This is a genomic window from Microbulbifer guangxiensis (genome assembly GCF_021729075.1).
Taxonomy (GTDB): domain Bacteria; phylum Pseudomonadota; class Gammaproteobacteria; order Pseudomonadales; family Cellvibrionaceae; genus Microbulbifer; species Microbulbifer guangxiensis.
In genome coordinates, this window is the sequence record NZ_JAJSAQ010000002.1 from 409,549 (window position 1) to 430,423 (window position 20,875).

The window sequence follows — 20,875 nt, forward strand, 5'->3', positions numbered from 1 at the left end:
CCCGACGCCGGTCAGATAATCTCGAAGTAGCGATCCAGCTCCCAGTCGCTCACATGACGGCGATACTCCCGCTCCTCCCATTCGCGGCTCGCAGCAAAGTGATCGACGAAGGCACCACCAAAAAGTTCTCGCGCCGCATCCGAAGCCCGCAGCTTCTGGGCCGACTCCCACAGCGTTCGCGGCAGCGCCGCTTCGGGCGGCTGTTCCAGCGCATAGGCATTGCCCTCTACCGGATCCGCCGGCTCCCATTGCTGCAGTACACCGTAGAGACCGGAGCCGAGAGCTGCCGCCAGCGCCAAGTAGGGATTGGCATCGGCCGCACCGAGGCGATATTCCACCCGCTGGGACTTGTCACTGCCGGGGATGACCCGCAGCGCCGCCGTGCGGTTTTCGATACCCCAGGTGGCGTCGGTTGGTGCCCAGAATCCAGGGATCAAGCGACGGTAGCTGTTGACCGTGGGCGCCATCATGGCGAGAAACTCCGGCATGAGCCGCTGCTGACCGGCAACAAAGTGACGCTGCACCGCGCTCATATTCTGCGGGTGCTCCGGATCGAAAAAGGCCGAATGGCCGCTGTCCCGGTCGCGCAGGGACAGGTGAATATGCCCGCTCTGGCCCGGGTAATCGCCGGACCACTTGGCCATAAAGGTGGCCATCAGGCCATTGCGCTGCGCCAACACCTTGATGAACGTCTTGAACAGGGCCGCCTTGTCCGCTGCCGCCGCCGCGCCATCGACACTGATCGCCGCCTCGAGGACGCCGGGCCCGGTCTCCGTGTGCAGCCCCTCGATGGGGAAGTCCATGCGCTCCCCCAGGCTGAGGATCTGCCGATACAGTTCCGCGTGCACGGAGTTGCGGATCATGGAGTAGCCGAACCAGTCAGGCGTGAACGGCTTCAGGTCGCGGAAGCCCTTCTCGCGGGCGGTGTCCGGGGTTTCATCGAACAGGAAGAATTCGTATTCCAGCGCACCGTAGGGTTCGAAGCCGGCGGCCTGGCAGCGCTCGATCACCCGCCGCAGCGTCGCCCGCGGGCAGACCGCCTCCGCGTGCAGGTCGAACTCGGCCAGGAACAGCAGCATGCCGTCCTCGAACGGAACCTCGCGGCAGGTCTCCGGCAGGATGCGCACTGGTGCGTCCGGGTAGCCGGTATGCCAGCCGGTGTACTGGGCGTTGTCGTAGAGCTGGTCTTTCACATCCCAGCCCAGCACCACATCGCAGAAGGAGAAGCCGTGTTCCAGGGCGGAGAAGAACTTGTCACGGCTCATGTATTTGCCGCGCATGACGCCGTCGTTGTCGAACAGCCCCACTTTCACATGTGTGAGTTTGCGTTCCTCGACGATGGCACGGGCGTCGCTGGCGGTGTGGATGGATCGCGGATCGAGCATGGCCGTCGCAGCCTCTTTTGTTGTTATCGACCCGATACAGGATAGACGCGCCTCCCCGCTGCCATGCGCGCATGGGCACCAAAAGCCAACAACGAGCCGCCAAAACCCCCGTTTCTCCGGCGAAATGGCACCGGGAATGCGACTTTCCGGGGCCGGGCACAGGGTTTATAATCCGCGCTCCCAAATTTTCGATCACATCCAGTCAGGACCAGCAATGAGCTTCGACAAGATCCCCGCAGGTAAGGACCTGCCGAACGACATCAACGTCATCATCGAGATTCCGGCCAACCACGACCCGATCAAGTACGAGGTAGACAAGGACTCCGACGCGGTATTTGTAGACCGTTTCGTCGCCACCCCCATGTTCTACCCGGCCAACTACGGCTACGTGCCGCAGACCCTGTCCGAAGACGGTGACCCCCTGGACGTACTGGTTGTAGCCCCCTACCCGGTGATGGTCGGTTCCGTGATCCGCTCCCGCGTGATCGGCGTGCTGAACATGACTGACGAATCCGGCGTCGACGCCAAGCTGCTGGCCGTGCCGCACACCAAGCTGACCAAGCTGTATGACCACGTGCAGGAAATCGGCGACCTGCCGGAGCTGCTGATCAAGCAGATCGAGCACTACTTCGAGAACTACAAGGCTCTGGAAGCAGGCAAGTGGGTGAAGGTAGACGGCTGGGCGGATGCCGAGGCGGCACGCAAGGAAGTCATGGCTTCCCGCGAGCGCTACCTGAAAGAGGAAGGCTGATCTAATAACCCTCAGCCAACTCATAAAAAAACCGGCCAGTGGCCGGTTTTTTTATAGGTGCCGGTTTCGTCGTCAATACGCCGGGACCGCAGTCAGTCCAGCTGCCAGTCCGGGACCGTGACTGCCGCTGCGGGGGCACGATCACGCTCGGCGTCTTCCACCAGGTTGCCCTCGGCAGGCTTCAGACTGAGGTGGTTCACTTCTACTGCCACGGCTTCTTTTTTCTGCCGCTCGTGGTCCTTCACCAGGTTGCCCTCCATGGGCGCCAAGGACCAGGCAGGAGCCGGAACCGATGGCTCCTGATCGACCGCTGCGGGCTCTGACTGCGGCGCCGGTGCCGCTGCCTGAGAGACGTCCTGCCGGGGAATTGAGGGCCGGGCAGGCTGTTCGCCCTCCGCGCGCACTGTCGCCTGGGCACCAATTTTCGCCAGCGTTGCCTGCAATTGAAGGGCCTGGGCCTCTGCCAGGTTCTTCTTGATCGCCAGCGGACGGCCGCTGAAGAGCTTTTCGATGGTATCCGGCCCGGCCTTGAACAGGCGGGCCATATTGGCCTGCACATCGGCGACGGTGAATCCCGGCTCCAGGTCACCGCGAAAGATCACACTATAACGAAGCTCCGACATGGGCTCTCCTCTCCTTACCCCGGGGGCAGCTTTTTTATTCGGTTGTTCTGTTGCTTGCGGCTGCTTTTCACGCTGGATCGAACTGGCGCTCACCCGCGCTCATCACCTTCGCCTTCGCGTTCGGGGGCATCCAGCGTCTGGTCCATGGTGTAAGCCGGTGCGGCGGCGGTGAGGCCGCCAACCTGCCGGGCCGGCACACCCGCGACCGTGCTGTGCTCCGGTACATCCGACAGCACCAGACTGCCCGCGGCCACCTTCACGCCGGTGCCGACCCGCACCGGACCGAGAATCTTGGCCCCGGCCCCGATCATCACGCCACGGCCGATCTTCGGGTGTCGGTCGCCGCCGCCACTACCGCTACCCCCCAGGGTAACCGAGTGCAGGATCGAGACATCATCATCCACCACACAGGTCTCACCGACAACCAGGCCGGTGGCGTGGTCGATCATGATACCGCAACCAAAGCGCGCGGCCGGGTGAATATCCACCGCAAACTGCTCCGACACGCGGCTCTGGAAATAGAGCGCCAGTGTGTGCCGGCCCTGCCGCCAGAGCCAGTGGGCGATACGGTGCGACTGCAGCGCATGGAAGCCCTTGAAGTAGAGGAACGGTGTGATGTACTGGTCGCAGGCCGGGTCGCGGTCGTACCAGGCACAGATATCCGCGCGCATGCAGAGCCCGATCGCCGGGTCCTCCGCCAGTGCTGCAGCGATCACCTCCTGCAACGCAGTGGCAGTCAGGGCGTTGTGATCCAGCACCGAAGCCAGCTGGTAGGCCAGGGCATCGTTGAGGGATTTGTGCCGCAGGATCGTATTGTGGAAATAACTCGCCAGCACCGGCTCGCCCGCGGCCGCCTCGCTGGCCTCGTTCCGCATGGCATTCCAGATATCCCGTTGCTCGATATCGCCGTTGATAAGCGTTCCTCGCTCTAAGTGTTCTCTTGTGGATAGCATCGCTCAGGCACCCGGACAAAGCGTTCGAAGATCGCGTCCATGTCCTCGCAGACGGTTTCCCCGAGTGCCAGGTCACTTTTGTGCACCAGATCCCGGAGCCGCGCCGCCGTCAGAAAATCCTGCAATTCCCTGGCTGCCGGCGCATAACTCAGGTGCCAGCGTTCCGGTGCGATGCCACCGCGATCTTCCGCATAGGGCCGAAACAGCCCGTAACTCTCGCCGGCGGCAATGCGCTTGTCCAGCCAGCAGTGAAAGGGTCCGAAGATGCCCTCATCGCAGACCTCCTGCGGGGTCAGCTGCGGCTGGTAATTATCCGACATGGCTGCGCGATCAACGACATCGAAATCCGTTCCCCAGTGATGGCGGGAGCCACCGGGGAGGGCCGACCAGCGGAGAATGGCATAGACAATCTCGCGGTCAGAGAGCGCCCCGGTATCGAGCGGTTCCCCGCTGCTGTCCAGCAGCGGTCGTTCACCGCGGGCCTTGCGATTCCAGATGGTGCGCTGGCGGTCAAAATTGCGGAAGCCGGATACCACCTGCGGATCGAAACCCGCATCGCGTGCGTCGGCACTGAGACGCTGAAAGGCCACCAGGGCCTCCGGATGCATCAGCTGACCGGAGTGCGGCTCCACGATTACGTGATCATCGCTGAGGCCAAACAGCATACGTTCTATGGGTGCGGTCAACATCAGCGGGCTCCGGACTTGCCAGGGACTCGGTAATCTCTATGCTTCATTACACGGTTCAACGGCAATTACTGTAACAAATCGAGCGTGCGGGCGCCGCGCAAACCTGCCTTTTCCGGGAGCGCAAATCGATTTGAGAATGGTTTTTAATTGCGGAACCGATGCAGTTTCAGCCTTTCCTACAAGTGTGCTATGTTGGCCCGCCGGACACAGGAAGTTGCCGGGCAGAACCGGGCCACCGGTTGCCAGCTGGAAACAGGATAGGGATATCACGCATGCACCCAAGTCAGTCAGAACTGCTGCAACTCAAGAATCTCGGCCTCGCCTCAGTCAATATCCTCCATTCCGTGGGCATCCGCTCCCGCGACGACCTGCGCCGCATTGGCCCGGTCGAGGCGTTCATCAGCATCCGCAGCCGTGGAATCAATGCCTCAAGAGTCCTTCTGTACGCCCTTCAGGGGGCCCTGATGGACGTACACTGGAACGAGCTGGACCCGGACCTGAAAGCCCGCCTGGCAGACGAGGCGGACCAGCACCTGTCCGCCATGGGGCGACGCTGACCGGTACAGAAAATCCGTGCGCGCCATCTTGAAACCGCGCCGGGCGGCCCTATCTAGACTTTCTCTGATAGAACACTGCATGGAGAGTGCCGATGTTGCGCATTGGTCTGTTTCTGTTGACCAACCTGGCCGTACTGGTCCTGGTTGGAATCGTCTTCAACCTGCTGGGCGTACCGGGCATTCTGGCCGCCAACGGCGTCGACCTGAACATGTCCGCGCTGCTGCTGATGTGCGCCATTTTCGGCTTTGGTGGTGCGCTCATCTCGCTGTTCCTGTCCAAGACCATCGCCCGCATGAGCACCCGTACCCAGGTGATCACTCAGCCGCAAAACGCAGACGAGAAATGGCTGGTGGATACCGTGCGCGACCTGGCCGACAAGGCGGGTATCGGCATGCCGGACGTGGGCATCTTCCCCATGCCCCAGGCCAATGCCTTCGCCACCGGCTGGAACCGCAACAGTGCCCTGGTCGCCGTCAGTGCCGGCCTGCTGGAACGCTTCCCCCGCGAGGAGGCCCGGGCGGTCATCGGCCACGAGATCGGCCACGTGGCGAACGGCGACATGGTCACCCTGGCGCTGATTCAGGGCGTGCTGAATACTTTCGTCATGTTCTTCGCGCGCCTGGTCGGATTCTTTGTCGACCGGGTACTGCTGAAGAATGAGCAGGGACTCGGCATCGGCTACTTCATCACTTCCATCATCATGGACATGATCTTCGGCGTGCTGGCGATGATGGTGGTGGCCTGGTTCAGTCGCCGCCGCGAATACCGCGCTGACGCCGCCGGTGCGCACCTGGCGAGCCGCGACGGCATGGCCGCCGCCCTGGCACGGATCAAGGCAGAGTCCGAGGTAGGTCGCGAGGAACCGTTGCCGAGCAACATGAAGGCCTTTGGCATCTATGGCAACATGGGCGCACTGCTCGCCAGCCATCCGCCGCTGGAGGATCGCATCCTCGCCCTGCAGAATCCCCGCGGCTGATTCCGGCCCCAATCCTGGCGCCAGTGCGATTCCCCTCGCACTGGCGCTGGCCACACAGGCTGGCACCGGGTGCTTTGCACTCGCTCAGTTAACGAAGCTGACCTGTCCGAACATGAAGAAACTATCACTCCTCCTCTCCCTGCCCTTGCTCTTCATGGCCCTGCTTGTGCCCGGATTTGCTGCGGCCCAGGCGGCGCTGCTGCCGGAGTTTTCCACCGACGACGAACGCAACACCATGGAGGTGTTCAACTTCGCCAGTCCGTCGGTGGTCTACGTCACCAATGAGACTCTGGTGCGGGATCGCTGGAGCCTGCGCCTGCAGAGCGTGCCCCGCGGCGCCGGCAGCGGCTTTATCTGGGACGACCTGGGCCATGTGGTCACCAACTTCCATGTCATCGAGGGAGCCCGCAAAGTCACCATCACCCTGCAGGACCGCAGCGAATGGCCGGCAGTACTGGTGGGTACGGCACCGGAAAAAGACCTGGCGGTACTGCGCATCGAGGCGCCGCGGGAGCTATTGAAACCGCTGGTGGCGGGCAGCTCCCGCAACCTGGCAGTGGGCCGCAAAGTACTGGCCATCGGCAATCCCTTCGGCCTGGACACCACACTGACTACCGGGGTTGTGAGCGCAGTCGGCCGGGAGATTCAGGCGGCCAATAATCGCACCATCCGCAATGTCATCCAGACCGATGCGGCCATCAATCCGGGTAACTCCGGCGGGCCGCTGCTGGACAGCCGCGGCCGGCTGATCGGGGTCAATACCGCCATCTACAGCCCCAGCGGCGCGAGTGTCGGTATCGGCTTCGCCATCCCGGTGGACACGGTGAAAAAGATCGTTCCCGAACTGATCGCCCACGGGCGCCTGGTGCGACCGGTGCTGGGGATCGAATCGGCTCCGGACCAGTGGGCCAGCCGCTACGGTTTCGAGGGCGTGGCGGTGCTGCGCACGGCACCGGGCATGCCCGCAGAGCAGGCCGGGCTGCGCGGTATCTACCGTTCCCCCAACGGTGGCTGGCAGCTGGGTGACGTGATCGTGGGTATCGGGCGCCAGCCGGTGCGCAATTACGACGACCTGATGAATGCGCTGGAAAACCACCGCGCCGGGGACCGGGTCGACCTCAGCTTCCTGCGTGACGGGCAAATGCTGGAGACATCCATTACACTCGCCGCTCCGGAATAAATGCGCGCCGCCAGGCCGGCGCTGACAGACACCGATTCCCGAGCAGACGCAGTTATGAAGAGATATTTCCTTTGCCGCTATGACGAGATGACAGAGGGCCAGTCCAGGGGCTTTTCACTGGGCGATACCGCCGCCGGCACGGACAATGTGTTCGCGGTGATGAAGGACGGCGAAGTCTATGCCTACCGGAACACCTGCCCGCACCGGGGTATTAACCTCGACTGGCAGGAGAACCAGTTCCTGGATCCGGACGGCGAACTGATCCAGTGCGCCTCCCATGGCGCGCTGTTCCTGATCGAGTCCGGCGAGTGCATTGCCGGCCCCTGTGCCGGCGATGCACTGACACCAGTGCCCATCGAGCACAGCCCCGAGGGTCTGTACGTCCTGCTCGCCGAGTAAGGCTCCGCGCGACTCAGGTGCCGCCGATAAACGGCAGCGCCTTCTCCAGGCGGATTTCACCGGCACTGATGGCTGCCCGGTAGGCGACCACCTCGACACCCGCGGCAACTGCCTCATCCAGGGCCGCGGCGTAGCCGGGATCAATCTCCCGCGCCGCTTCGACGGTCTCGATGGCGGAGTGCTGGACACAGTAGAACAGCACTGCCCGCACCCCGACCTCCGCCAGTTTCTGCAGTTCCCGCAGGTGCTTGGCGCCCCGCGCACTAACCGCATCCGGGAACAGGCCGCGCACCCCCTCGGCGAGGGTTACGTTCTTGACCTCCACGTAGCAGTCACCCTGTTCCCCGCTCAGCAGCAGGTCGATGCGGCTGCTTTCCTCTCCGTAGCGGACCTCCCGGCGCAACGACTCGTAGCCCTGAAGTTCACGGACAACACCTTCGGCAATCGCCTCCTCCACCAGCGCGTTGGCGCGCCCGGTATTGACGCCGGCGAGGGCAGCTTCCGGCGTCGTCGTCACCTCCAGGGTGTGGCGGTATTTTCTTTTCGGGTTTGCGGAGTCCGAGTACCAGCAGGGCGTGGATTCCGCCCAGCAATTTTTCATGGAACCGGTATTCGGGCAGTGAATGGTCAATAATTCACCGGAGACGGTCTCGATATCGGCGAGAAAACGCTTGTAGCGGCGCAACAGGGTCCCCTGTTGCAGCGGAGGATTAAACTTCACAGATCGGCCTTAGTGGATAATTTAAGCGCCAAAACATACCAGACAACATTTTGTGGCGCGAACCGCGGAGATTTGGTAGCTTCCACGCTCTCGGTGACCAGGGGGTTTGGCGCCGAGGGAGGGAATAGCCTTCTGCGCTTCAGGCCAAAAATGGTCAGAACTTGCGCACTCCGGTTGAAACCGGTCTAGGCTAGTGTGCTGATTCACATGCTTTGAATCACATACATTGATTTTGGTGGTAGCGGCCCCATATCCGGGGGCCCGATTAGTAAAGAGAGGCAACGACTATGCCCAAAACTGCTGCGAGCACCGAATCTCTGCACGGCTTGGAGCCCTATAAAGAGAAGAAGGGCGAAGAGTACATGAATGAGAAGCAGCAGGAGCATTTCCGCAACTTGCTGTTGGCCTGGAAGGCCGAGCTGATGGCGGAAGTGGACCGCACCGTTTCCCACATGAAAGATGAGGCAGCCAACTTCCCCGACCCGGCAGACCGGGCCAGCCAGGAAGAAGAGTTCAGCCTCGAGCTGCGCACCCGCGATCGCGAGCGCAAGCTGATCAAGAAAATCGATGCGACTCTCGAGCTGATCGACAACGACGATTACGGTTACTGCGAGGCCTGCGGCGTCGAAATCGGCATCCGTCGACTGGAAGCCCGCCCCACCGCCACCCTGTGTGTCGACTGCAAGACCCTGGCGGAAATCAAAGAAAAGCAGATCTCTGGCTAACCCCAGGCAGGGAGTCACCAGCATCGGGCGATACCAGCATCGCCCGGCGCGACTCCCCGGTGCGACTCTCCGCATCGCCCATGACCTCAAAGTACACCAATCGCTATATCGGCCGCTTCGCGCCCTCCCCCACCGGGCCACTGCATTTCGGTTCTCTGGTGTGCGCCCTCGGCAGCTACCTGGACGCTGTTTCCCATGGCGGCCACTGGCTGGTGCGAATGGAAGACCTGGATCCGCCGCGGGAAGAACCCGGTGCCGCGGGTCGCATTCTCCAATCCCTCGAAGCCCATGGCCTTCACTGGCACGGACCACTGGAGTGGCAGAGCCGCCGCCATGGACTTTACGACCGGATCCTCGACGAGCTCGCCGAGCGCGGCCTTCTGTACCCGTGCCAGTGTTCGCGGGCACAGATCCGCAAACAGGGCGGCCATGCCAATGACAGCTGCCGCCACACCCCCAGAGAAGAACTGCAGGCCGACCTGCCGAGCGCCCTGCGCCTGCACTGTGCCGGTGGCGAAGAAACGTTCGACGATATCTGGCAGGGACACCAGCAACAGCAGGTCCTCGAAGACACCATCCTCAAGCGCCGCGACGGTCTTTTTGCCTACCAGCTGGCGGTGGTGGTAGACGATATCGACCAGGGGGTGACACACGTCGTGCGAGGCGCTGACCTGCTGGAAACCACCGGTGCGCAGCAGCGCCTGTTTCGGCTGCTGGGTGCTGAGCCGCCCATGTTTGGCCACCTGCCCCTGGTGATGGGGCCGGCCGGCCAGAAACTCAGCAAGCAGAATCACGCCGCGGCCATCGACGACCAGTGCCCGGCGGAGAACCTTTGCGCAGCGCTGGGCTTCCTCGGTTTCCACGTTCCACCGGAACTCGGGGGGGAGTCCCCTGCCGCCATCCTGCACTGGGCTGCCTCCCGCTGGCAGCGCCGGCAGGTAGATCGCCGGAACCGGCAATTGCAGTGATCAGGCGCTGCCGTTACCATCCCGGCGCCGCAACAACTGTTGACTGGCGCGACCTTCACCTGGAACTGTTTCACTATCGCGCTGGTGCACCGTGGAACCCGACCGGGCCCCGAGCGACCCTATGAGCAACCGCACCCTACTGATTCTGCTGTTACTGGTGGGCTATGTGTTCTCCCCCACCGTCTTCACCTGGATGATCAATCCCGATGGCGCCTGGTACCGGCCTTTTATTCTCTGGTTCGCCCTGATCCTGCTGGCGATCCTGGTGCAGATGCGGCGGAAGAACGATGAGCTTTGACATCGTCCACATTGCCCTCATCGGCGTCGCCTATATCGCCGCGCTGTTCTTTGTTGCTTTCGCCACGTCCAAGGGCTGGTTGCCGTCGCGCTGGGTGCGGCACCCGCTGGTCTTTGTGCTCTCCCTCGGCGTGTCCCTGTCCGCCTGGACTTTCTATGGCATCGTCGACCTCGCCTGGCAATACGGCTACGGGGTTCTCGCCTATTACCTGGGCACCGGCGCCATGTTCCTGTTCGCACCCGTTGCACTGGAACCCCTGGCACGACTGGCGCAGCGCTACCAGCTGACCTCTCCGGCGGACCTGCTGGTATTCCGCTATCACAGCCGCCAGGCGGGCACCCTGGCCACCCTGTTCATGCTGCTCGGCCTGCTACCGCTGATTGCACTGCAGATCCAGGCGGTGGCGGAGACCCTGGCGCTGCTGTCCCGTGACAGCGTCGCCGCGCTGGGTCTGCCCGAGGCCGGTATCAACAGCAAGAACCTGATCGCCTTCTTTTACTGTGTACTGCTGGCGGTCTTTACCAGCATGTACGGAGCCACCCGCAAACGTCGCGCCGGGCTGGCCAGCGCCATGGCGCTGGAATCCGTGGTCAAACTGGCGGCGCTGCTGGGTGTCGGCGGCTATGCGATATACGGGGTGTTCGGTGGCCTTGGCGGGCTCGACCAGTGGCTGCGGGAAAATGCCGACATGCAGCAGCTGCTTTATGCCCCCATCCAGCAGGGATCGTCCCACACCCTGCTGCTGGTGTTTATCGCCACAGCCGTGGCGATGCCGCATATTTTTTACCTGAGCATCGCCGAGCAGCCCGCCTCCCGGAACCTGCGGGTGGCGAGCTGGGGCTTCCCGCTGTTCCTGCTGCTGATGGCACTGCCGATATTCCCCATCATGTGGGCCGGCTTTGCGCTGGATGTGGCAGAGCCGGTGCAGTACTTTGCCTTGGCCGTCCCCCGCGCCAGTGGCTCGGCGCTACTGACCACCCTCGCCTTCATTGGCGGCCTCTCGGCCGCCACCGGCGCGCTGGTCATGATGACACTGGCACTGTCCACCATGGTGATGAACCACTGGCTGCTGCCGGGTACCCGCTGGCACTCGGAAGACAACATGTACCGGCAGCTGGTGTGGCTGCGCCGCGCCCTGGTGGCGGCGCTATTCCTGGCTGGATTCGCCTTCTACCTGCTGCTCAACAACCGCCTGTCACTCTCCGACCTGGCCCTGCTGGCGTTTATTGCCTCCCTGCAGTTCCTGCCTGGCATCTTCGCGGTGATCCACTGGCCACCGGGCAACCGGCGCGGTTTCATCACCGGCCTGGTGGCGGGGATGCTGGTGTGGGCCGTCGGCCTGCTGCTGCCTTCCGTCCTCGGCGCCAGCGGCTTCACCCTGCCCGGCACGGACATCAATATCCCGCTCGGCATGACCATCTGGACCCAGGTCACCACGGTATCGCTGGCCATCAACGTGCTCCTGTTCATCGGCATCTCGCTGACCACCGAAACCAGCAGCCTGGAGCAGTACGCCGCCGACCTGTGCAGTGACGACAGCCTGAGCCAGGCCCTGCGCCTGCAACTGGATGTAACCTCGGCAGCGGACTTCCGCCTGCGCCTGTCCGAGAGCCTCGGCGCAACCACCGCCAGCCAGGAGGTAAACCGCGCCCTGCGCCAGCTGAACCTGCCCGCGGACGAACGGCGCCCGCTGGCCCTGCGCCAGCTGCGCGACAAACTGGAAGCCAACCTGTCCGGACTGCTGGGGCGGGTGCTGGCGGGCCAGATCATCGACCGCCATTTCCCGTTCAAGGACAGCGGCCAGCCAGCGCACAAGGATATCCACCTGATCGAATCGCGCCTCAGCCGCTACAAGAACCAGCTGACCGGTTTGGCCGCCGAATTGAACAATCTGCGCCTGTACCACCGACAGATGCTGGAGGAACTGCCCATGGCTGCCTGTTCCCTCGGCCGTGATGGCGAGATCCTGCTGTGGAATTACGCCATGCAGGATGTCACCGGCATCGCCGCCAGCGAGGTCATCGGCTCCAAGCTGGACTATCTCGCAGAGCCCTGGCGCGGGCTGCTGACGGAATTTGCCGGATCAACGGAAGACAGCCTGTTCAAGCGTCAGGTGAGCATCGGCGGCAACAGCCACTGGCTCAACCTGCACAAGACCCGCATGAAGAGCACCCGCGGCAGCAAGGCCCGCAACGAGCGCGGCGACGCCCAGATGCTGTTGATCGAAGACATTACCGAGACACAAATCCTCGAGCAGGAGCTCATCCACAGTGAGCGCCTCGCCTCGGTGGGCCGCCTCGCAGCCGGTGTGGCCCACGAAGTGGGCAACCCGGTGACCGGCATCGCCTGCCTGGCGCAGAACCTCCACTTCGAGTCCGAATCGTCAGAGGTGCACGATACCGCTGACCAGATCCTCAGCCAGACCCAGCGCATCAGCCGTATCGTGCACTCGCTGGTGAACTTCTCCCACTCTGGCAGCCAGGAGAGTGAGCGGGCACCGGTGGACCTTTACTCCTGCGTCGAAGAAGCGGTACAGCTGCTCTCCCTGCAGCGGGACAAGACCCAGGTGACATTCACCAACGCAGTACCCGAAGACCTGATTGCCCCCGGGGACAACCAGCGCCTGATCCAGGTCTTTATCAACCTGCTCAGCAACGCCCGAGACGCCAGCCCGGATGGCGGCAACATCCAGATCGATGGCTACGTGCGGGCCGGCTGCGCCTGTGTTGCGGTCACTGACGACGGCCCCGGCATCTCGCCGCAGCACCGGGAGCGGATCCTGGAGCCATTCTTTACCACCAAGGAACCCGGCGAGGGCACCGGGCTGGGGCTGGCCATGGTCTACAGCATCGTGGAGGAACATGGCGGCCAGCTGGAGCTGGTCAGCCCAGCGAATCCGGCCACCGGTCGCGGCGCCCGCTTTATCGTGCAACTGCCAGTGTGACCCGCGGGTCTACGAGACACCATGCGAGGTTGAGGGCCGTCAGGTGACCCGGACCAGGCGTTCATCACCGCCATATGGGTTGCATCGAAACGCGTAGCAGGTAAAACTAGGCGTTCATTGAGCATTTTGTAACCAGGCGTAACACATGAGCCACATCCTGATCGTTGAAGATGAAGCCATTATCCGCACGGCGTTGCGCAAGCTGCTTGAGCGGCACCGCTACCGTGTGAGTGAGGCCGGCTCTGTGCGCGAGGCGACCAACAAGTATCGCCTCAATGATATGGACCTGATCATCTCCGACCTGCGCCTGCCCGGCGCGCCGGGCACCGACCTGCTGAAACTCGCAGGGGATGTGCCGGTTCTGATCATGACCAGTTATGCCAGCCTGCGCTCCGCTGTGGACTCCATGCGCATGGGCGCGGCGGACTACATCGCCAAGCCTTTCGATCACGACGAGATGATCGCCACCGTGCGGCGCGTGATCGGCAAGGCCGAACAGAGCCGCGCCCAGGCGCCAGCAGCTCGCGACAACGGGCGCGCTATTGCCGGTATGATCGGTGACAGCCCTGTCATGCGTGATCTGTACGCCCGCATCAACAAAGTGGCGCCCACCGATGCCACGGTGCTGGTACACGGTGAAACCGGCACCGGTAAGGAGCTGGTCGCCAGGGCCATTCACGAGCAGAGCCGGCGCGCCGGCAAGCCGCTGATCTCGGTCAACTGTGCCGCCATTCCGGAGACGCTGATCGAGGCAGAGCTGTTCGGCCACGAGAAAGGTGCCTTTACCGGTGCCCAGACTGCCCGGGAAGGCCTGGTGGCCGCCGCCGACGGTGGCACCCTGTTTCTTGACGAAATCGGCGAATTACCACTGGAAGCCCAGGCCCGCCTCCTGCGGGTGCTGCAGGAGGGGGAAGTGCGCCCGATTGGTGCAGTGGAGTCCCGCAAGGTGGATGTGCGCCTGGTGGCAGCGACCCACCGCAACCTGCGCCAGCTGGCCAGTGAACACAAGTTCCGTGAAGACCTGTATTACCGCATCAATGTGGTGCAGATGACATTGCCCCCGCTCCGTGAGCGCGGCAAGGATGTCCTGGCGATTGCAGAGCACCTGCTGCAGAAGTTCTGCGCCCGGGTCGAGCGCCCGACTCTCAAGCTGTCGCCGGAGGCTATCCAGGCGGTGACCACCTACACCTGGCCCGGCAACGTGCGTGAACTGGAAAACGCCATCCAGCGTGCCGTCATCCTCACCGACGACGACAGCAACGAGATTGACCACCGCACCCTGGATATTGACCTGGACCTGGTACCGGTCGACGAAGCAGACCCGGAGCGCCGCCCGCGCAGCCTGCACACGGATCCGCGCGAGGATCTCTCCCTGGAGGACTACTTCGCCCGCTTCGTACTGGAGCACCAGGACACCATGAGCGAGACCGAGCTGGCCAAGAAGCTCGGGGTCAGCCGCAAATGCCTGTGGGAACGCCGCCAGAAACTGGGCATACCGCGCAAGAAGAAGAGTCGCTCCACTGAGGAGGCCTGAGGCCTCCGCGCACTTCCGGCACCGCACCTCGCAGCCCAGTCATGGCGCCGGCAGCCCCTGCCGGTGCTTGCTCCCCACGCCACCAGAACCGGGCTTGAGCCCCACCAGGGTTTTCAGCCCCTCATCCCATGCAGGCTGCGAACGTAACCGCCCCACCTGTCATACCTTGCAAGAAACAACACTGTTACCTCGACAGAGGGGGAACCCAAAGTGTTACCCGGGTCTCATACCGAGTAACAACTAGCGCGCTATCCGTAACGTACGCAACTTGCTATTTGGCGCCTTACAATTCTTTAAAATTCTAACTTATTGATTTTAAAGGCTTTTTAAAAGTTGGCACGCTAAGTGCTTTATCTCTAGTGCAAACAAGAAAAACAGCCAAGAATAAAAATAAATGGCAACTTAAGCCCTAATAACATTCAACAATAAGCGGGCGCACCACAATAAGAATAAAAATGACGGCACGGTCGAAAATAAAAGCAAACAGAGACCAAGCCGAGAAGAAGAATAACAATAAAAAATAACAATAAGAGCAAGAAGACAACAAGAATAACAAGCGCGTTACAAACTGACTGATTTGTACCTGGGAGAGGGTGTTTGCTAGAAGCAAATTGAGAGCGCAAGGAAGCCGCTGCCTTCATCCAAATAAGAATAATTCCCTCCCTTCCTTCTTTCCTGCTGGCATTGCCAGGCACCACAAACTGTCAAAACCTGACTCCCGCCGAAGCTGTGGTAGAATCCGCCCTCATTGGGATCCCCACGCCACATCGCGCTGGCAGCAGTCAAGACAGACAGCCGTATGCTCAACTCCCTGATCAGTACCATCAAACGCTGGCGCAAGCCATCTGAACCGCATGGCCCCCAGATCGTGCCGCGCGGTGACCACAATATTTCCCGCAAAGAAATCAGCCGTGCCGCGCTCACCGTGATGAAGCGGCTGCAGGATGCCGGCTTCGAGGCCTATATCGTCGGTGGCGGTGTTCGCGACCTGATGCTGGGCGGGCACCCGAAAGATTTTGATGTGGCGACCAACGCCACCCCCGAAGAGGCCAAAGAGCTCTTCCGTGGTGCACGTATCGTCGGTCGCCGCTTTCGCATCCTCCATGCCAGGATCGGGCGGGAGATCATTGAAGTCACCACATTCCGCGGCCACCACAGCGAGGGCGAGGAGCACGAAGCCCAGCAGTCGGAGCACGGCATGCTGCTGCGCGACAATGTCTATGGCGACCTAGCCAGTGACGCTGCGCGCCGGGACTTCACGGTCAATGCGCTCTACTACACCACCAAGGGCTTCGAGGTCCACGACTATACCGGCGGGGTACCGGACATCCGGCAGCGCCTGATCCGCATGATCGGCGACCCGGCCACACGCTACAAGGAAGACCCGGTGCGGATGCTGCGGGCAGTCCGCTTCGCCGCCAAGCTGGATTTCGAGATCGAGAAGCACACCGCTGCGCCCCTCAAGGAACTTGCGCCGCTACTGCGTAACATTGCCCCGGCACGACTGTTCGACGAAGTCCTGAAACTGCTGATGGCCGGCCACGGAGAGCGCACCTTTGAACTGCTGCGCGAGTATCACCTGTGGGAGCACCTGTTCCCCGGCAATTCCGCCGCCCTGCAGGACCCCACAGCACTGGAGCTGACCCGCCTTGCACTGCGCAATACGGACCAGCGGATTCGGGAAGATAAACGCGTCACGCCCGCTTTCCTCTATGGCGCCCTGCTTTGGCCGGCGGTACGTGCCGAACAGCAGCACCTGCAGGATCACGGCACGCCACCGGTACCGGCCCTGGCCCAGTCGGCACAAAAGGTCGTCAGTGCCCAACTGACCCACACAGCCATCCCCAAGCGTTTCTCCATCCCCATGCGGGAAATCTGGGACATGCAGCTGCGCCTGCCACAGCGCAATGGCAATCGGGCCCAACGCCTCAGCGAACATCCCCGCTTCCGCGCCGCCTATGACTTCCTGCTGCTGCGAGAGCAGTGCGGTGAGATCGAGCCCGGCCTGGGCCAGTGGTGGACGGACTTCCAGGCAGCAGACGAGCAGGGCCGTGCGGAATTGGTGCGCAAGGTGCAGCGCAGTGGCGGCGGGGGCCGGCGCGGTCGCGGTTCCCGCGGCGGCAGACGCCGGCGCCCACGGCAGAGCCCGGAGTAAGCATCGTGACTGACGGCGTCTTCATCGGCCTCGGCAGCAACCTCGACACCCCCGAGCAACAGCTGCGCACTGCCATCGGGGCAATGGGCGAATTGCCGCATACGCGGGTCCTGCGCAGCTCCAGCTTCTATCTGAGTGCACCGGTCGGCCCCGGCGACCAACCCGACTATATCAATGCGGTCGCAGAGCTGGAGACAACCCTGGAGCCGGAGGCGCTGCTCGATGCGCTACAGACCATCGAAGCGGCGCACGGCCGAGAGCGCTCGGTGCGCTGGGGCGCCCGCACCCTCGACCTGGACATCCTACTGTTTGGGCGAGAGGTCACCGACTCTGAACGCCTTCAGGTACCGCACCCGCGTATCGGTGAGCGCAATTTCGTACTGGTGCCCCTGGCCGAGCTGGCCCCGGCGCTCACACTGCCTACCGGTGAATCCCTGCAGGAACTGCTGAAACACTGCCCACGGAACCGCCTGCAAAAACTGGGATGACTCACCGGCAGCAGGCGTGGACAATGGAAACCTTAACGCCTCCGCCGACAAACGGACGGGGCGAGCGGTAACAATAAGAGCAAGGAGTAACCGCCAGTGTCACCAGAGCACAGCGATACGCTGCTACAGGAACTGAATCTCGCAGAGCACGAGCTGCCCCGGTTTATCGCCGTCGAGGGCAACATCGGCGTGGGCAAGACCACACTGGCGAAGAAACTCGCCGCCACCTTCAATTACGACACGCTGCTGGAATTGCCGGAGGAAAACCCCTTCCTCGAGCGCTTCTACCGCGATGGCAAGAGTTCCGCGCTGCCCACACAGCTGCATTTCCTGCTGCAGCGCTCCCAGCAGATTCAGGCGTTACGGCAGGACGACCTGTTCAAGCCCGTGCGCGTTTCCGACTTTCTGATCGAGAAAGACCAGCTTTTTGCCGAGGTCACCCTCGATGCCGATGAGCTCGCCCTGTACCGTCAGGTATATCACCACCTGACGCTACGCGCGCCGAAGCCCGATCTGGTGATCTATTTGCAGGCGCCACTCAATGTGCTTCAGGAACGAATACGCAACCGCGGTATTGCCGCCGAAAAGTCGATCAGCAATGACTATCTCGCCCTGCTGAACGAGGCCTATACCAACTTCTTTCACTACTATGACGAGGCGCCGCTTCTGATCGTCAACAGCGAGGATATCGACATCGTCGACCGCCCCGAAGATTACCGGCAACTGGTGGAATACATGCTCACCATCACCAGCGGCCGCCACTACTACAACCCCGGAATCTGATCGCCATGCCGTATAAACCGAGCGAACTCAGCAAACCCGTCACCGTACAGACCCTGCGCAAGATGAAAACGGACGGTGAGAAGTTCATCACCGTCGCCCTCTACGACGCCCCTATGGCGGCGATGGCGCAGCGCACCGGTGTGGAAGCAGTTCTGGTCGGCGATTCCCTGGGTATGACGGTGCTTGGCTATGACAGCACCATCCCGGTCACCATGGAACAGATGATCTACCACGTAGAGGCGGTGGCACGGGGTAACAAAAAATCCCTGATCATGGGCGATATGCCTTTCATGACCTACGCTACGCCGGAGCAGGCGCTCACCAACGCGACCCGCATCATGCAGGCCGGCGCCCATATGGTGAAGATCGAGGGCGGCGCCTGGTTGGCGGAGACCGTAAAGATTCTTACCGACCGCGGTATCCCCGTCTGTGCCCACCTGGGGCTGACACCGCAGTCGGTACACAAACTGGGCGGCTTCCGCGTCCAGGGTCGCGATGAGGACAGTGCGGGCCAGATTCTCAGCGATGCCGCGGAGCTTGATGAGGCCGGCGCCGACCTGCTGGTACTCGAATGTGTCCCGGCACCACTGGCCAAGCGAATTACCGACAGTGTTTCCATGCCGACCATCGGCATCGGTGCGGGCCGCGACACCGACGCACAGGTGCTGGTGATCAACGATATCCTCGGCCTCACCGAGAAGCCGCCGAAGTTCTCGAAAAACTTTCTTGTCGAGGCCGGTGATATTCCCGGCGCGCTGCACAAGTACGCCGCCGATGTGAAAAATGGCCTCTTCCCCGAAGACAGCCATACGTTTTCCTGAGCCCGAGACCTGTCGAATACGAGGTACGAAATGGAATTCGACCGACTCTTCCCAGGCTGGCGTGTAGACGGCCGGGTCCACATCCCCGAGGGCTGGGCCCAGGGCCGTGCCACCTTCGGCGGCCTGATCGCTGCCATGCTGCATGAACCCATGTCTGCGCGGGTCACCGGCGAGGCCAGCCTGCGCACCATCACCTTTTCTTTCATCGCACCGGCGGAGCCGGGAGACCTCGAGATCAGCACCGCCGTGCTGCGGGCGGGCAAGTCGGTGACCCAGGTAGAGGGAAAAGCACTGCAGGCTGGTCAGCCCGTGCTGGCAGCGCTGGCCAGCTTTGGTTGCAGCCGGGAATCTTCGGCACACGCCGAACTGGCGCCGGCGCCACAGTTCCCGCCACCGGGTCAGTGCCCCGCCCTGCCGGATATCCCCGGCCTGGTGCCTGAATTTACCGGTCATTTCGACTATCGCATCGCCCGCGGCGCCATGCCTTTTTCCGGCAGCCAGATGCGTGAACTGGGGGGCTGGGTCCGCTTTCGACATGAAGAGAGCGGCGACAGTCCGGCAGACATTGGTCACCTGCTGGCGCTGATCGACGCCTGGCCACCGGCAGTGCTGCCAATGCTGTCCCGACCCGCACCTGCCAGTTCGCTGACCTGGACCATCGAGTTCATGGAGCCACTGCCGGAAAAGCCAGCCACGGAATGGTGGCAATACCTGGCGGAAGTGGAACAGGCGGCTGACGGCTACGGGGTAATCGGAGCCAGGCTCTGGGATAGCGAAGGCCGGCTCTGTGCGTTTACCCGACAAACGGTGACGGTATTTGGTTGATGGGGCTGACAACCGCACTTCCCCTGACCGGTGGTCGCTGGGCGGACTGGCGGACTACAGCCACTTGCGCCAGCGGAACACCAGAATCTGCAGCACCACGGCAACCACCAGGATGCCAGTGAACAGCAAAAAGGCATTGGGGTTGTCAGACCCCGGGATACCGCCCACGTTGATCCCCAGCAGCCCGGTCAGAAAACCCAGCGGCAGGAAGATCGCGGCCACCACCGAGAGCACGTACATGCGGCTGTTGAGCTGTTCCGAGTTGCGGCTCAGTAGCTCTTCCTGGGTAACGGCCGCCCGCTCCCGCACCGCATCGATATCCTCGATATGCCGCTGCAGGCGATCACTGACTTCGCGCAGGCGGATACGACAGCCCTCATCAAACCAGTCCACCTTCTCCACCAGCAGCCGCGACAGAGCCTCCCGCTGCGGAGCCAGGTAGCGGCGCAGGGTGATGGTCTGTTTGCGCAGTTGCGCCAGCTCTGTGCGCAGGCCCCGCGTATCCGTGCCTAGTAGCCGGTCTTCCAGTTCGTCGATCGTATTCTCGAACCCTTCCACGGTATCGCTCATACGCCAGACCAGGAGATCGGTCAGGGACACAAGCAAGTCGTCGGTCCCGTGGGGGCCCCGCCCTGCCTCCAGCGACTGCAGCAGGTCGCCCACTGACAGCAGGCGGCGCTTGCGGGTACTGATGATGCGATGTTCATCCACCCACAGGCGGATGGACACCATATCCTCCGGTTGCGACTGCGGATTCAGGTTGACCCCGCGCAGGGCAATCAACAACCCCTCGCCGAGCGGCAGCGTGCGCGGGCGGGTCTCCTCTGTCAGCAACGCCTCCGCCACCAGCGGATCCAGATCGCCCTGCTGCTCCAGCCAGTGTCTGACCGGTGCCTGGCTGTAGTCGAAATGCAGCCACAAGGCGCCCTGGGAGGGCTCCCATTGTTCGACCCCGGACCAGTCCATATAGCGCCCGCCGCCTTGACCGTCGAGGAGATAGGCATGAATCAAACCGGATTCCGCCGGTGTCTGTGCCTGATGGTTATCCTGCATCCCCGTTCCCCTCGTCACTGGTGCAATCAGTGGTTTGCGACCCAAA

21 protein-coding genes are annotated in these 20,875 nt (G+C 62.5%); 15 read left to right on the forward strand and 6 right to left on the reverse strand.

The window, feature by feature from the left end; genetic code table 11:
• Window positions 1–11 precede the first annotated feature (11 nt).
• Entirely contained in the window at window positions 12–1,385 is a 1,374-nt protein-coding gene (locus LVD12_RS05985; RefSeq protein WP_237066447.1) for a glutamine synthetase family protein, read from the reverse strand.
• 214 nt (window positions 1,386–1,599) lie between these two features.
• Here LVD12_RS05985 and ppa point away from each other — a divergent pair, with 214 nt between their 5' ends.
• Entirely contained in the window at window positions 1,600–2,136 is a 537-nt protein-coding gene (gene ppa, locus LVD12_RS05990) for an inorganic diphosphatase (protein ID WP_237066448.1), read from the forward strand.
• 92 nt (window positions 2,137–2,228) lie between these two features.
• Here ppa and LVD12_RS05995 read toward each other — a convergent pair whose 3' ends face one another.
• From LVD12_RS05995 to LVD12_RS06005, 3 genes are all read right to left on the reverse strand, one after another.
• A complete protein-coding gene (locus LVD12_RS05995) occupies window positions 2,229–2,759 on the reverse strand; it encodes a hypothetical protein (RefSeq protein WP_237066450.1) in 531 nt (176 codons plus the stop codon).
• A gap of 89 nt (window positions 2,760–2,848) precedes the next feature.
• Window positions 2,849–3,712, reverse strand: a complete 864-nt coding sequence (cysE, locus tag LVD12_RS06000; protein WP_439651327.1) for a serine O-acetyltransferase — start codon at window positions 3,710–3,712, stop codon at window positions 2,849–2,851.
• Window positions 3,688–4,401 (reverse strand): M15 family metallopeptidase, encoded by a 714-nt coding sequence (locus tag LVD12_RS06005; RefSeq protein ID WP_237066452.1) that lies wholly within the window; start codon window positions 4,399–4,401, stop codon window positions 3,688–3,690. The genes cysE and LVD12_RS06005 overlap by 25 nt, the downstream gene beginning before the upstream one ends.
• A 272-nt stretch (window positions 4,402–4,673) precedes the next feature.
• On the opposite strand from LVD12_RS06005, the gene LVD12_RS06010 reads away from it, so the two are divergent.
• The 4 genes from LVD12_RS06010 to LVD12_RS06025 all read left to right on the forward strand — a co-directional run bounded on the left by LVD12_RS06010 (window position 4,674) and on the right by LVD12_RS06025 (window position 7,514).
• Window positions 4,674–4,958 (forward strand): TfoX/Sxy family protein, encoded by a 285-nt coding sequence (locus tag LVD12_RS06010; RefSeq protein ID WP_237066454.1) that lies wholly within the window; start codon window positions 4,674–4,676, stop codon window positions 4,956–4,958.
• 92 nt (window positions 4,959–5,050) lie between these two features.
• On the forward strand, window positions 5,051–5,935 hold the full coding sequence (htpX, locus tag LVD12_RS06015; protein ID WP_237066456.1) for a protease HtpX: 885 nt from the start codon (window positions 5,051–5,053) through the stop codon (window positions 5,933–5,935).
• Between the two features lie 154 nt (window positions 5,936–6,089).
• A complete protein-coding gene (locus LVD12_RS06020) occupies window positions 6,090–7,115 on the forward strand; it encodes a S1C family serine protease (RefSeq protein WP_237066845.1) in 1,026 nt (341 codons plus the stop codon).
• 54 nt (window positions 7,116–7,169) lie between these two features.
• A complete protein-coding gene (locus tag LVD12_RS06025; RefSeq protein WP_237066458.1) occupies window positions 7,170–7,514 on the forward strand; it encodes a Rieske (2Fe-2S) protein in 345 nt (114 codons plus the stop codon).
• A 13-nt stretch (window positions 7,515–7,527) separates the two neighbouring features.
• Here the strand turns inward: LVD12_RS06025 and sfsA are convergent, their stop codons facing one another.
• Window positions 7,528–8,235, reverse strand: a complete 708-nt coding sequence (gene sfsA / locus LVD12_RS06030; protein WP_237066461.1) for a DNA/RNA nuclease SfsA — start codon at window positions 8,233–8,235, stop codon at window positions 7,528–7,530.
• Window positions 8,236–8,522: 287 nt separating this feature from the next.
• On the opposite strand from sfsA, the gene dksA reads away from it, so the two are divergent.
• The 10 genes from dksA (at window position 8,523) to LVD12_RS06080 (ending at window position 19,776) form a co-directional block, all read left to right on the forward strand.
• Window positions 8,523–8,960 (forward strand): RNA polymerase-binding protein DksA, encoded by a 438-nt coding sequence (gene dksA, locus LVD12_RS06035; protein ID WP_237066463.1) that lies wholly within the window; start codon window positions 8,523–8,525, stop codon window positions 8,958–8,960.
• Between the two features lie 80 nt (window positions 8,961–9,040).
• A complete protein-coding gene (gene gluQRS, locus LVD12_RS06040) occupies window positions 9,041–9,928 on the forward strand; it encodes a tRNA glutamyl-Q(34) synthetase GluQRS (RefSeq protein ID WP_237066465.1) in 888 nt (295 codons plus the stop codon).
• 121 nt (window positions 9,929–10,049) lie between these two features.
• Window positions 10,050–10,226 carry a hypothetical protein gene (locus LVD12_RS06045; RefSeq protein WP_237066467.1) on the forward strand — a complete coding sequence of 59 codons (177 nt, stop codon included), beginning with the start codon at window positions 10,050–10,052 and terminating at the stop codon, window positions 10,224–10,226.
• The gene (locus LVD12_RS06050) at window positions 10,216–13,170 is read left to right on the forward strand and encodes an ATP-binding protein (protein WP_237066469.1); all 2,955 of its coding nucleotides are present in this window, start codon (window positions 10,216–10,218) and stop codon (window positions 13,168–13,170) included. The genes LVD12_RS06045 and LVD12_RS06050 overlap by 11 nt, the downstream gene beginning before the upstream one ends.
• A gap of 145 nt (window positions 13,171–13,315) precedes the next feature.
• A complete protein-coding gene (locus LVD12_RS06055; RefSeq protein WP_237066471.1) occupies window positions 13,316–14,704 on the forward strand; it encodes a sigma-54-dependent transcriptional regulator in 1,389 nt (462 codons plus the stop codon).
• 799 nt (window positions 14,705–15,503) lie between these two features.
• The gene (pcnB, locus tag LVD12_RS06060) at window positions 15,504–16,859 is read left to right on the forward strand and encodes a polynucleotide adenylyltransferase PcnB (RefSeq protein ID WP_237066473.1); all 1,356 of its coding nucleotides are present in this window, start codon (window positions 15,504–15,506) and stop codon (window positions 16,857–16,859) included.
• 5 nt (window positions 16,860–16,864) lie between these two features.
• Window positions 16,865–17,347 (forward strand): 2-amino-4-hydroxy-6-hydroxymethyldihydropteridine diphosphokinase, encoded by a 483-nt coding sequence (gene folK, locus LVD12_RS06065; protein ID WP_237066475.1) that lies wholly within the window; start codon window positions 16,865–16,867, stop codon window positions 17,345–17,347.
• Between the two features lie 96 nt (window positions 17,348–17,443).
• Window positions 17,444–18,130: a deoxynucleoside kinase gene (locus LVD12_RS06070; RefSeq protein ID WP_237066477.1), complete on the forward strand. Its 687-nt coding sequence runs from the start codon at window positions 17,444–17,446 to the stop codon at window positions 18,128–18,130.
• Between the two features lie 5 nt (window positions 18,131–18,135).
• Complete coding sequence (gene panB / locus LVD12_RS06075; RefSeq protein ID WP_237066479.1) at window positions 18,136–18,951, forward strand: 3-methyl-2-oxobutanoate hydroxymethyltransferase; 816 nt, start codon at window positions 18,136–18,138, stop codon at window positions 18,949–18,951.
• Between the two features lie 30 nt (window positions 18,952–18,981).
• Window positions 18,982–19,776, forward strand: a complete 795-nt coding sequence (locus tag LVD12_RS06080; RefSeq protein WP_237066481.1) for an acyl-CoA thioesterase — start codon at window positions 18,982–18,984, stop codon at window positions 19,774–19,776.
• Between the two features lie 54 nt (window positions 19,777–19,830).
• Here LVD12_RS06080 and zntB read toward each other — a convergent pair whose 3' ends face one another.
• Window positions 19,831–20,829, reverse strand: coding sequence for a zinc transporter ZntB (gene zntB, locus LVD12_RS06085; protein WP_237066483.1), 999 nt, complete (start codon window positions 20,827–20,829; stop codon window positions 19,831–19,833).
• Window positions 20,830–20,875: the final 46 nt, after the last annotated feature.